Annotated in this window: 10 protein-coding genes and 1 tRNA gene; 5 read left to right on the forward strand and 6 right to left on the reverse strand. The window is 60.0% G+C overall.

Annotated features, from left to right (window positions below):
- Positions 1–771 precede the first annotated feature (771 nt).
- Positions 772–1,539, forward strand: a complete 768-nt coding sequence (locus tag NKJ09_RS27655; protein ID WP_352496224.1) for a LuxR C-terminal-related transcriptional regulator — start codon at positions 772–774, stop codon at positions 1,537–1,539.
- Positions 1,540–2,189: 650 nt separating this feature from the next.
- Here the strand turns inward: NKJ09_RS27655 and NKJ09_RS27660 are convergent.
- The 4 genes from NKJ09_RS27660 to NKJ09_RS27675 form a co-directional block, all read right to left on the reverse strand.
- A complete protein-coding gene (locus tag NKJ09_RS27660) occupies positions 2,190–2,525 on the reverse strand; it encodes a hypothetical protein (RefSeq protein ID WP_352496225.1) in 336 nt (111 codons plus the stop codon).
- A gap of 17 nt (positions 2,526–2,542) precedes the next feature.
- Positions 2,543–2,875: a hypothetical protein gene (locus tag NKJ09_RS32545; RefSeq protein ID WP_502897876.1), complete on the reverse strand. Its 333-nt coding sequence runs from the start codon at positions 2,873–2,875 to the stop codon at positions 2,543–2,545.
- A gap of 556 nt (positions 2,876–3,431) precedes the next feature.
- The gene (locus NKJ09_RS27670) at positions 3,432–4,265 is read right to left on the reverse strand and encodes a LuxR C-terminal-related transcriptional regulator (RefSeq protein WP_352496226.1); all 834 of its coding nucleotides are present in this window, start codon (positions 4,263–4,265) and stop codon (positions 3,432–3,434) included.
- Positions 4,266–5,064: 799 nt separating this feature from the next.
- Complete coding sequence (locus NKJ09_RS27675) at positions 5,065–5,199, reverse strand: hypothetical protein (RefSeq protein WP_352516127.1); 135 nt, start codon at positions 5,197–5,199, stop codon at positions 5,065–5,067.
- A gap of 455 nt (positions 5,200–5,654) precedes the next feature.
- Between NKJ09_RS27675 and NKJ09_RS27680 the strand changes: the two genes are divergently transcribed.
- The 4 genes from NKJ09_RS27680 (at position 5,655) to NKJ09_RS27695 (ending at position 9,897) form a co-directional block, all read left to right on the forward strand.
- Complete coding sequence (locus NKJ09_RS27680) at positions 5,655–7,448, forward strand: polysaccharide biosynthesis/export family protein (RefSeq protein ID WP_352536466.1); 1,794 nt, start codon at positions 5,655–5,657, stop codon at positions 7,446–7,448.
- Positions 7,449–7,489: 41 nt separating this feature from the next.
- Entirely contained in the window at positions 7,490–8,242 is a 753-nt protein-coding gene (locus tag NKJ09_RS27685; protein ID WP_352496229.1) for a class I SAM-dependent methyltransferase, read from the forward strand.
- Positions 8,243–8,395: 153 nt separating this feature from the next.
- The gene (locus NKJ09_RS27690) at positions 8,396–9,685 is read left to right on the forward strand and encodes a GNAT family N-acetyltransferase (protein ID WP_352496230.1); all 1,290 of its coding nucleotides are present in this window, start codon (positions 8,396–8,398) and stop codon (positions 9,683–9,685) included.
- A 127-nt stretch (positions 9,686–9,812) separates the two neighbouring features.
- Positions 9,813–9,897, forward strand: a tRNA-Asn gene (locus tag NKJ09_RS27695).
- A 768-nt stretch (positions 9,898–10,665) separates the two neighbouring features.
- Here NKJ09_RS27695 and NKJ09_RS27700 read toward each other — a convergent pair.
- Both NKJ09_RS27700 and NKJ09_RS27705 read right to left on the reverse strand, forming a co-directional pair.
- Positions 10,666–11,865: an IS256 family transposase gene (locus NKJ09_RS27700; protein ID WP_352764157.1), complete on the reverse strand. Its 1,200-nt coding sequence runs from the start codon at positions 11,863–11,865 to the stop codon at positions 10,666–10,668.
- Between the two features lie 405 nt (positions 11,866–12,270).
- Positions 12,271–12,438 carry a hypothetical protein gene (locus NKJ09_RS27705; protein WP_352496268.1) on the reverse strand — a complete coding sequence of 56 codons (168 nt, stop codon included), beginning with the start codon at positions 12,436–12,438 and terminating at the stop codon, positions 12,271–12,273.
- Between the last annotated feature and the right edge of the window lie 125 nt (positions 12,439–12,563).

Raw genomic sequence — 12,563 nt, forward strand, 5'->3', positions numbered from 1 at the left:
CGCGGCTTACCTGGCGGGCCCGCAATCTATCTTGACGAGGGCAGCGGCAAAGGCCCGATTATCATGACCGACGGCACCATGGCCTATCGCATGAGGAGAACGTGCTGCCGAAATGCGTGTAAGCTGCCCATAAACTGCGGCAGATACAGCCAGGTGTTCTTGGACCTAAAGCGCTTGGCCACGGATGCCACGAACTGCGCCCTGGTCATGCCAATATCCACCTTCAGGATTTCTCGTCCACAATCGCGAAGAACTACCGATCCTCCCTCGAATGGCTGCTGGGCTTGGGGTTTGGCTGAGCGGTCCCATCCTGAGAATGGCATCATCGCCTACCCGGTTAGTCAACCTCGCAGAGCTATCCCACTCCTTGGCATTCCTTAAGCGGTCGGGAAGCATTCCAACGGTTGGCACATGGCCAAAGAGATTGAACCTGACCGGACCCGCGCGTCACGATCGAACTCGCGGGAGCTTCAAGGCGGGGTGACGCGGTCTCAACACATGCCTCAGGCGACCGTCGACGCGAAATTTTCTAAAAATTAACTTATGTTAGAGAACGCTTATAAATAGACGATAGGCTGCACAAGCTGTTCTCGGCTAGGGGCGAAGAACTGCTGAAGACTGCTGGGTGAGCCTCACGCTTTCACAAGGGCTGGGTGTTCGATCACAAGCGCATTCAAACACAGGGCAGCGTATTCAAGCTTTCAGATTGCGAAGAATGAGGGGTGTTTTGGCAGCCGCAACGCGGCTTGTGCGAAAAGATTGGGGATTGACATGGGTTCCACAGCAGGACGGCGTAAACACACGGCCAATCGGTCAGGAGTGCTGTCCAGCGGAACGGAAAGTCTCCACGGCCAAGGAGGCAGGGGATGCCTCCTCATCCTGGACGGAAGGGCTCTAGGCCGCGAGTGTCTCGCATCGGCTCTCGCGGACCACGAACTCGGCATGGAGATCGCCGCCATGGGTTCGATCGATGAATGGCGCGTGAAGAAGGGCTCGGCACCCCCCCTTGCAGCCATACTCTTCAACCTTGGCGGCCGGAAGGTCACCGATTATGGCATCGCAGACGAGATTAGGCATATTTCGTCCGAATTCAAATCAGTCCCTGTGGTTATCCTGGCCGACACCGAAGACCTTGCACACATACTGACCGCTCTCGAATGCGGCGCACGCGGCTACATTCCGACCTCGGTCGAAATCGATGTCTGTGTCGAGGCTATCAACCTTGCGGCAGCGGGAGGCATCTTCGTCCCGGCGAGCAGTGTCCTTTGCATGCGCCACCTGATAGGTTCGGGCAGCCGCGACACGCAGCCTTTGACAGGCATGTTCACGCTCAGGCAGGCCGAGGTCGCCCAAGCGCTCCGGCGCGGAAAGGCGAACAAGATCATCGCCTACGAACTGAACCTGCGCGAAAGCACCGTGAAGGTCCACATCCGAAATATCATGAAGAAGCTGAAGGCGACCAACCGCACGGAAGTCGCCTACAAAGTCAACGATCTCTTCGCGGAAGGAACTCTTGCCGAAGCGTATCCCAAGCAATAAGACGGCCAGCCTCGGGTGAATCCCGGCGGGCCGTCTTAGTGAAAGTCGGGAGATCTCCGTTGCAGTGAATGGCATCCGGGAGCCGCCCGAGATCCAGCGGCCCCCCGCCCCGGTGGGTTCGTTGCCGTGAGCTTTCTGATAATATGCTGTAGGGGATTTTGGCGGGGTGCTCCGAAGCGCCCGGTATCGTCGCGATGATCTTGTTCTGCAGTCCTCTGGAAAGCTGTTCCAAGGGGGCAGTGTCAGAGGCAGTGGTCCGCATGCGGCCGCAGAAGCTCTCGCCGCTCGACCCGACGGCAAGCCGGCGTAGACATACCGTCCCCTGTTCCTGCAGGACATTCAGGCGTGGAGTGCTCATCCCGCTCTCGTCGTCAGCTACACCCGCGACGAGGCGGCTGCCATGAAGATGATAGCGGCCGCCGACGGTGACTGGCGGTGATGAGCACGACCTCACTTCGGTTGCGGACCAATAAGGTGACGGCCGTCTGACAAACGGGTCTAGGTGTCGCCGAAGGGCTTCGCCGGGACCCGCACAGGGCGGCACGCAAAGCCAAGAAGATTCCCGCCGGCAGGAAACTGGCCTGGAGGACGACCGCTTGAAAAGGGAAATGCGCGACTTCCGTCAGCTCGGAAGCTGACCGCGATTCGGGTTAACTTCCTGCCGCTGATCCATCTGCAGTGTCAGGGAAAGTGTGTCTGGCCACCCATCTTATGGCTTCTTCGATCGTATCGAAATTCTTGTGCTGCCCGCTCAGCAGCCCGAAACCTGTTTCGAGGAACCATTTGCCTTTCGTGGAGTAGGCTTCCTCGTCGATCTGAGTAAGGACCGCGACCAGTTGGTCCCATTTCCACACCAGAACCCCGGATTCTCCGCCCTCGACCGTTCCGATCCGGGCTTTCTTGAACGAAAATCCAGGAGCAATTTTTGTCTTGCCCACTTTGATGAATCCCTCAACTTCAAAATGGATAGTAAAAACGGTCGGCATGATTGGCTAGTTCTGTACTATCTTTCCTTGTAGATGTCTTTTTGCCGGACCGCCGCAGACGAATAGTTAGCAGATCGCCCGATGAGTTCAAGGCCCACTCCATTTTTCGATGGTCGCCCCGCACGTTTTTTGCGAGAGAATGTGTGCAAACTGCTAAAGAATTTTGGCCTTCCGGAGCGTGAAGCCTCGGCGAAATGCTCGGGTGCCCGGCATTCCATCCAGCGCAACCTCGGAAGCCCAGCGAGTGTCTGGCGGTCGAACCAGTCCTTGGAGCGCTGCGTTCCGAAGTGCTTGTCGAGGAGCTCGATCTTGCGTTCCAGCACGTCGGCCGTGAGCGGCACGATAGGCATTGGGCTGACAAAGGTCGCCGTCCCATTTCGGGGCGGCATTGAGCACCAGATGATCGCGGAAGACGTTCCAGGTCAGTTGGTTGACCTCCCGCTGGTCCTGATGGGCGTCGAACCTGGCCTGGGTTAACACCACGTCGGGATGAAACCCGTGATCTTACATCCGTCAGCCACTGCTTTATCGATCGGCTGTGGGCGTGGAAGTCCCTGTCTTCGAAATCCGCGACGGCAACCACAAAAGGCCGGGTCGTGGTCCCATTGGCGGGGTCCACCTCAGCGCCCATTGCGATCCCGTCTCTACTGCACCCTCCTTACGCTACCATCGCCGGGGGTGATTTGAACCTACGCGTTCTTGATCGCGGAACCTCGTATCAGGGCGTAGCTTGGAAAGTGCATCGTAGAAAGGTGTGGTTGCGGGGACCTGAGACCATCTCAAAATTGCGGTTTTCAGCATCGGGATCTAATGTACTGGGAGTTCGTCGCATCGGTCGACCGGGGTCTCCTTCGTGCGACAGCATAATTGAGCGTACAGGTCACCAGCCCGAAGACGCGGAGGCGGTCACATCGGATGAGTGTTCTTGAGAAGGAGGTACTCCTTTTGTGCTTCGAGTAGCTCTTGCGGATGGGGAGAAGGCTGAGATGCGGTCTTTTCGGTCCCTGACGGGCCATTGCCAGGAGCGGAAGTGAGCATACCATGGTTCATCGCCCAAACTGCAGCCTGGGTACGGTTGCCGACCCGAATCTTTCGAAGGATGGCCTTCACGTGTACCTTCACCGTCGCTTCGGCGATGTTAATCTTGCGTGCGATTGTCTTGTTAGACTCCCCAGCGATCAAGCAACGTATAATACAATTTTCCCGAGTTGACAACATTGATGGTTCTCGCTCAGCGTTCTCCATTGTAACAGACACATTTGTAAACTCATGTACCGCATCATATTTGAGACCATGTCTTATGTCCTGAATAAACGTCGAAGTTTCTGCAGGTAGGACCGTCTGCCCTAGCATAACCAATTCGAGAGCTTTGATGAAGGTGTCGTGAGCGGCAACTTTTGTCAAATACGAGTCAGCCCCCGCACGAAGGGCTGAAACTATATCGTTCGGACGACAGTGATCGGCTAGCGCAACGACATGGCTGGTCGGATACATCGCTTTAAACTCTGCAATTTGTGCAAATCCAGCATCCGCATGAGTACCGTCGACATCCATGATGAGCAAGATGGACCGGTGCTTGGGTAGCGGCTTCTGCAGAAGGTCGTGAACACAAGCCGCAGAGAAAAGAATGCGAAACTTTGCTGCATCCAGAATTAGAACAAGGCCCTCGCGGAGTAACTCGCTTGGACTGACAAGCACTGTTATAAAAGATTTTGTGGTCATCAAGGATTTCGTTGTCATCGTAGCCTCCCCTGGCGCGACAAAAGGTACGCGCGTCTCGCAAGGCGCTCCACGCATAGTTTTTCTTTGACCATGTGACCTTACGCTAGGATAACCCTGGACAAGAACACCCTCTTTAGGCGTAGGGTAGATTCGTCGAGGGCTACCCCGGATTCTCAAGCCTGAGGCCTTGGTGAGGGATGCGAGCCCTGGCTTTCAGCCGCTCCGGGCGGGCCAGCACCATCGTGGCGCCGGCTACGGGGGCCGCGAGAGTTGCCGGGCTTGGTCTCCCGTGGGGCCTGGGTGGGGCCGCCGGCCTGGCGCGGGGCGGCGCCGCGTATCAGCGGGAGAATCGCGGGCCTAGGGGGAGCGCCGCGACCAGCCGCCATTTTGGGATGACGCCGCAAGCCAAGGCGAAGGCGATCTTGACGCGGCGCGCGCTGATCCTGAGCAGCGCCCGAGCCTCAGCAGCTTGAGGAGCAACGCGCCACAGCTGGCAGTGGCGACTGGGTGTGGACCAGGGCGACGCGGCGCAGCGCCCACAACAGCACGGAAGCACGGATGCCTTCCGGGCATCGAAATGGGCGATGGTCTGCCGAGCCGCTCCTTGCGTTGCACCTGCGGTGAGCAATAGAGGAGTTGCCTGGCGCGGCCCCTGGGGCGGCCCATATCGGGGCAGCACTGCCGGGGAAGTCCTTTGGCAGGAGCCGGAATTCGAGCCTGGTGAGATCCGGCGAGAGAAATGAGTGAGGCGGGCCAGTTCTGCCATTGCTACCTCAATAGGATTGCCAAGGTTGACGGCTTCGTCGAGGTCGCCTCTTCATTCATCAGGCGAAGTCAAGCCGTCGATCAGGTCATCGACGTAGCAGAAATGATCGGAGCCGGAGATCGTGATCGACTCGTTCTCCAGGGCCTGGATGAAGTTGGAAACGGCCCAGCCATCCCGCGAATGCATGTTGGGGCCGCAGGCGGTTCGAGAGGTTGCGTCGGTGAAACCAACCTTTCCGGCTCTCGTTGCGGTCGATCGCTTTGTTCGGTTACCATCAAAGAAGTTCTCCTGCAGCGCAGCAATCTGGTCATCTACGAGTTCGCACAAGGCGGTGGTTTATCCGGAAGGAGTGCCCACAAAGGGATAGTTGTGCGGCTGGCGGTGAAGGGTCACGATAAGGCAGAGCCTTGCTCGTCGACCCGTGCTCGACCAGTTCGGGACGGGATGGCCACCATTGAAAATGAAAGCCACGCGTCATGGCCATGGATACAGAATGCAATTCCGAACCCGTCCCTTCCCCGTCACAGGCGGCCCCCCGCAGGGGATTGAAGGCCCTCCTGCTTGTCTTCGGGCTGTGCGGGGTCGCCGCCGTGGGAGGGGGCGCGGTCAGAAACGGGAGGGCCATGGAGGTTTCCAGAGCCGTGGTACAGAAGGTCAAGGATGTCTCCGGACCCGTGATGCAGAAGGTCGAGGATGCCTCCGAAGCCGTGATGGAGAAGGTCAAGGATGTCTCCGGACCCGTGATGCAGAAGGTCGAGGATGCCTCCGAAGCCGTGGTGCAGAAGGTCGAGGATGCTTCCGGCGCCGTGATGCAGAAGGTCGAGCATGCCTCCGAAGCCGTGGTGCAAAAGGTCGAGGATGTCTCCGGAGCCGTGGTGCAGAAGGTGTCTGCTGCTATCGATAGCTGGCAAGAACATCCGGTCCGAGCCACGGCCGAACCCTCCCGCGCGATCGTGTCGAGACCGGATGCGTCGGCTATAGCCTCGGTCGAACGGAGCGCCGTCCCTACGGTCCCCCCCACTAGTACCGAGCTCCCCAAAACCCTCAGGACGGGACCGGATGCATCGGCTGCGGCCTCGGTCGAACCGAGCGTCGTCCCTGCCGTCCCCACGAGTGCCGAGCGCCCCAAAACCCTCAGCAAGGCGCCAGGCATGCCAACCGGAGCCCTGTTTGGCGTCGGCGACCGCCTCAAGGTCGCATTCTACGAGCGCGTCGACGTCGAGGAAGACAAGTGGGGGGCCGCGTCCTCGGCCTTCCACGGCATCCTGCAGCGTCCGGAACTGAGCGGCGAATATATTGTCCAAGAGGACGGCACGATTTCCGTGCCCTTGCTTGGCTCCATTCCGGTCGCCAACCGGTCAACGCAACAGGTGCAGGCCGACCTGGCGGAAACCTTCAATCAACTGCTGGGCCACAAGGGGCTGGTCAACATCCTGCCGCTGGAGCGCCCGCCCATTTACGTGCTGGGGCCGGTCAAGAATCCGGGCTCGTTCAAGTACGCGCCCGGCATGACGATCCTGCATGCGATCGCGCTGGCCGGCGGACTCGATCGGGCTGAGAGCGAGCCGTGGCAGAAGATCGAAGCCGTACGTGAGACCCAGAAGCGGAGCGGGGCGATCGATGCCATGTTGAAGTTGCTCGCGCGCGCGGCGGTGCTGAAGGCCGAGCGCGACGGTACGGCACCCACTATCCCGCGCCAGCTGCTGGAACTGGCCGGCGCGACCGAAGCGGCTAACCTCGTCGACGAGCAGAGCGACCGGCGCAAGGCCGTCGCCACGGCGCACAAGGATCGCGAGCGCGCGAACCTGCGTGCGCTGGAGGCGGCCAGGCATGATGTCGTCGCTTATGGGCGCATGGAGTCGCTCGACAAACTCGTCAAGCTGCGCCAGGAGCGCGTCAACAACATGCGCACGCTCGTGGACCGCAAAGTTCTCAGCATGGCGGTGATGGATCAGATCCAGAGTGAGTTGTCCGATGCGGAACAACGTCGGCAGGACGCCCTCAACCAATACGCGAGCGCCAACCAGCGCCTCGCTTCGCTGGAGTCTGAGGTGTTGCGGACCGGGGCCGACCTCAGGAACGATCTGGAGGTCGAGATCGAGACCACGGAGAGCCAGATCGCGGCCAATGTGCGCGAGTTGAATACCAGCGAAGGCGTCCTGTACACGTTGCCGGTGACCCGCGTCCAGTTTGCTAAGGACGCGAACAGCGCAACCTATCAAATCGTGCGGCAATCGGCAGCCGGGCCGGTCAGCATTGAGTCCGTCGGGATGACCCTGTTGCAGCCAGGTGACCTCGTCAACATCATCGTGGGCGAAAACGGGCCAAGCAAGCCGGCCGGTTCACCGGTCCCGACTTCGTCGCCGACAGGCGAGAGTTTGCCGGCCGCATCCAACCCCAACGATGTCGAGCCTTCCCGCGTGGTGGCGGAGTAGAGGATCGGTCCGAATTGATGCCTAGCAAAAGGATTGATTTAATGGATGAACTCATCGGGACGAAGCAGGAAGGGGACGCCCTCCACGGCCGGGGCGCGCTCCAATCGGAAGAAGAGTGGGAAGCGCGAAACCACCATCTCGCCGACGGCTTGAGTCGCCTCATCGACGAGCATGTCCACTTCTGCACCGGCAAGGCGCTAGACATCGGGTGCCAGAACGGGGAACTGACCGACCGCTACGCCGCCGCGACCACGCTGAGCTGGCAAGGCATCGAACCGGATCTCGACCGCCCGACGCGGTCCGAAGCCGGCCTGGAGATGTTCCCGGGCGCCGCCCACGCCCTGCCCTTCGGCAATAAAAGCTTTGACTGCGTAGCCCTGGCGAACGTGTTCGAGCACATCAAACCGGCCCTGCACAACGCGAGCATGAGGGAGATCTACCGGGTGTTGGCTCCAGGCGGGATCCTGGTCGGGCAGATCCCCAATCCGTATTTCCCGATCGAATCCCACAGCCGCCTGCCGTTCTTCGGTTTCGTGCCCCGCAAGCTTCAGCCGCTTTACTGGAGGCTGACACCGACGGGATGGGACTTCGAGAAGGCCCATTTCTTCATCGTCACGATGCGGCATGTGAAGAAAGCGGCCGCCGCTGCAGGCTTCTCGACGGTGCTGGCCCGGGACTTCAACTATCGGGCCGAGGCTATCCCCAAGGCCCTGCGCTGGGCCGCTCGGTTTCACAGCCAGCTGGGTATTATGCCCTGGGCATGGCAATTCGTCTTCCGGCGGCCGGAACATTAGATCGCGTTTATAATCAGGAACATGTCCGCCTCCGCCCAGGAGTTCGGAACATTGGCATAGACTATAGCCCGCCGTGAGTAGTCAGGAATAGGGTCTTCACTTCACGCGCTGGCGATAGGAGACTTCTCCAAATAGGACAAACCCGAGTGCTTCATGGACGAACAGCAGCGCGCAGCGAGGATACTCCTGACATTCCCGCCGCAGTGCGCAAAGTATCAGGAAGATGGCTGTACGTCAGGACCTCTTGATGTCTCAGCCATTGGTGCGGAACCCTATCGTGTGGCTTCAGTAGAACGAGCAATGCGCCAGGATACGGTCATTGACGTTACCGTGCAGGCTTTGCCGGACATTGCGAGACTGGAGACCGTTTGGAAGGAGCTCGAAGCGCGAGCAACTCACTCATTCTATCTGTCCTGGCTCTGGATCGGAACTTGGCTGCGGCATCTGCCGGGGAGCGCGCAACCACATGTTCTAGTCGCTCGTACTTCAAGCAGGATCGTTGGGTTGGCGATTATTTGCCGCCGGAGGGCCTGGAGTTTCGGGCGGCATCCGCGGGCGCGTTGGCTGCTCAATGAAACCGGAGATGTTCGTTTCGATCGACTGTTCATCGAGTACAACAATATTCTTGCGGAGCGATCCTTGGCCGATGCAACTCGGGTGGCATGCCTCGAGGCCTTAGCGCATCACTTGCGCTACTCTGACCAGCTGGTGCTCTCCGGAATTGATCCGGACTTTGAGCTGGCCGCTTGTCGCATCGCAGGCCGGGCTGGGCTCCTTACCGAGGTGAAAGCGGAAGATTCGGCACGGTGGATTGACTTCGCGAAGGTCCGCCAGAAAGGCGGAAATTACCGCGCCACATTGGGCCGCAATACTCGCCAGGCGGTAAGCCGTGCCATGCGGCTATATGCGGAACGCGGCCCCATTGAGTTCCGGACCGTGGAAGCGACATCGGAGGCGCTCGTCGCGTTTGATTTGCTCGCCGAGCTTCATCAGGCGCGGTGGGGACACAAAGGATCCTTTGCCAATCCGAGCTTCCGTCGGTTTCACGAGGAACTCATTGCGCGCGGAGTTCCCTTGGGGACCGTTCGCATCTCACGGACGTTGGCCGGGGACCAGACAATTGGGGTCTTGTACAATTTCGTGCATGACGGCCGTGTTCTCAACTATCAAAGCGGCTTTCTGTTTGAGCGCGATGGCCGGCTCAAACCCGGGCTTATCAGCCATGTGCTGGCTATTGAGGACAGCATCGGACGCGGGGAGTGCGGCTACGATTTTCTGGCAGGCTCCGCCGGGCACAAGTCCCGCCTGGCTAATGCGGAGCATCCTATGAAGTGGATCGCAATAGGCAGAGACAGTCCAGAGCGCCGCATAGAGGCAAAGCTGCGCGGTGCCAAGCGGGTGCTAGGGACCATTGCTACTCACATGAGACAGGCCGCGGCTTGAAGTGTCGAAAAAAAGGAGCTGCCACTCTGCATCAAATATTGGGGGCAGGTTCTTGGACAATCGATCGTCGGGGGTTCGGCCCTTCGGCAGGCCAAGGAGAGGTTGGATTTGTCTATCTATTCTATGTTTCAGCGTGGCGAAATTGGTAGACGCATCGCACTGTTAATGCGACGCCGAAAGGCTTGTAGGTTCGACTCCTACCGCTGGAGCCATAGATTACAAGTAGCCGCCCTGTCGGCCCCTTTCTGCCCGTGCTTTGGTCCACGCCGCCAGCAGGGCGAGGTTCACCGCAGCGGCCGACAGGACCGTTTATCGGCGGACGCTCGCCAACATCAGTGTGCCGGCCGGTGATAGCGCCGCCCCGGTACTTCGGTCGCCTTTACGGGCCGCAAACGCCGTTCCTGGCCGTCTCAGATCGGCGTTACCGCTAGTTGCTGGGCGGCGCCGGAAGTCGCCGAGGAATTGGAGGACCTGACAATGCGCTTCCTCCTTTCGCCAGCATGGAACACAGCGCGACCAGCGTACGGCGGCTTTCGGATTGTCGAGCCAACCGTTGGCCGGGTGGATGGGCAAGTGGGGATCTCCGCCCCTCTGTGGCATCAATCACTCTGTCATGTCGGCTATTGCGACGCCGCCGGGCAGCCAGATCCACGATTAGAGCTTGATCCAACCCACGCCTGGCGCGATGAATTCAGGGATTTCATCTCGGCCCGGCTCCTTGGCGCCGGCTGTTTCTATCCACCGACTCATCGGATTAATAACGCCTGCTGGCGCTGGGACGTCCGGCGCTGCTAGAGTCAGCAAAAGCCGCGAAAGAAACGCTGCCCCGTGATCTGGCGCCCCGTCAAAACTAAACCGATTTCAAACGTACCGGAAAGATCAACCAGGGTTGAGGTGCTGATTGTCTCAGGATCGTGTCCCAGGGAGTGGTGTAGCTGACGGCTTGGTCGCCGCGCTCTCCGGCATGGGGGCCGGGCTGATCAGCGTGCCACGGCTGGCAGGCTGATGAGCGGATCATCGCTCATTTGGCTGATGGTTTCCAGCGTCATGTATCTGGCGCGCTGCACGGCCCATTCGTCGTTCTGTTCGAGCAAGATCGCGCCAACCAGGCGGACGATGGCGTCATCATTTGGGAAGATGCCGATGACCTCGGTGCGCCGCTTGATCTCGCCGTTGAGGCGCTCGATCGGGTTGGTCGAGTGCAGCTTGGCGCGGTGCTCCTTGGGGAAAGTCATGTAGGCAAGCACGTCGGGCTCGGCGTCGTCCATGATTGTCGCCAGCTTCGGCACCTTCGGCCGGATCTGGTCGGCGACGGCGCGCCATTGCGTGCTTGCGGCCCCGGGCGTTTCCTGGGCGAAGGCGGTGGCGATGAAAGCGGAGACGACGCGGCGCCCGCTCTTGCCGGCATGGGCCAGCACGTTCCTCATGAAGTGGACGCGGCACCTCTGCCATGTCGCGCACAGCACCTTGGTGACGGCCGCCTTGATGCCTTCATGGGCATCGGAGACGACGAGCTTGACGCCGCGCAGGCCGCGGCGGGTCAGCTTGCGCAAGAACTCCGTCCAGATCGGCTCGGCCTCAGACGTGCCGACCTCCATGCCCAGCACCTCGCGCCGGCCGTCCGCGTTGACGCCGACAGCGATGATGACGGCGACCGAGACGATGCGGCCGCCGCGGCGCACCTTCAGGAAGGTGGCGTCGATCCACAGATATGGCCAGTCGCCCTCGATGGGTCTTTCAAGGAACGCTTTGACCTTGCCGTCGATCTCTTCGCACAGCCGGCTGACCTGGCTTTTGGAGATGCCGCTCATGCCCATTGCCTTGACCAGGTCGTCGACCGAGCGGGTCGAGATCCCCTGGACGTAGGCCTCCTGGATGACGGCGGTCAGCGCCTTCTCGGCCATGCGGCGCGGTTCTAGGAAACCGGGGAAATAGGAGCCCTTCCTGAGCTTGGGGATGCGCAGCTCGACGGTGCCGGCGCGCGTCTCCCAGTCGCGCTCGCGATAGCCGTTGCGCTGGGCCGTGCGCAACGGGCTCTTCTCGCCATAGGCGGCGCCGGTGGCGGCCCCAACCTCCAGTTCCATCAGCCGCTCGGCGGCAAAGCCAATCATCTCGCGCAAGAGATCGGAATCCGGAGTCTTCTCTACGAGCGCGCGCAGGTTCATTATGTCGTCGGTTATCGATGGTTCCTTCGAATCAGGTTGGTGTCAGCAACCCGACCTTACCGGCGAACTGTCGATGACCACCGCAAAGCCGCTCGCTCGCTACAGCGCTATCGAGAGCGCGCTCGCAAGCGGCTTCGCTACCGCCGAGCTACACCACCTGTAGGGACGCGACCAGAAGAGGTAATCCGAATTGGATCTTAACTGACGGCGCTATCGCGTCGTCGTTCCAATAACCAAGTCTTCCATAAGGCATAAAAGCCTCGCGGGCGGGCCGGGAGGCTTCCGCCGTCCAGCAGCAAAAGCCCATCGCCCAGGCGGTCACTCGGCCGCGCAAGCGAAGCGCGGAGATTGCTTTGATCTGACGTAATACCGCATCCAGGCCAAACCCGGCGCAGCAGCCTTGCTCGTCAGAGCAGGAGATCATTGGACCGCGAGTTCATTGTCAATCCGGCAAGCTAAGTTTGGCAGTTTCGCCTCCGGCAGACCCCTTGCGAGCAGCAGCGTGTCTGGGTCTTTTGATGTAGCCCATCCATACATCAAAATATCCACCAGGCGCTCCTTGCGTTCGCCCATTCCTGATTGTTTCATCGGGGAAATCCTAATGAATGGCCCTGCCGTTCATTAGAAAGAATTGCACTTGTGCGCATGAGCGCTCCCAGCGATCGGAATCACGCATGACTTCTGACTGCTGCCCAGAGCTCGACTGTATCCAA

Origin of the sequence: Mesorhizobium sp. M0189 (assembly GCF_040322135.1) — a bacterium.
Lineage (GTDB): Bacteria > Pseudomonadota > Alphaproteobacteria > Rhizobiales > Rhizobiaceae > Mesorhizobium.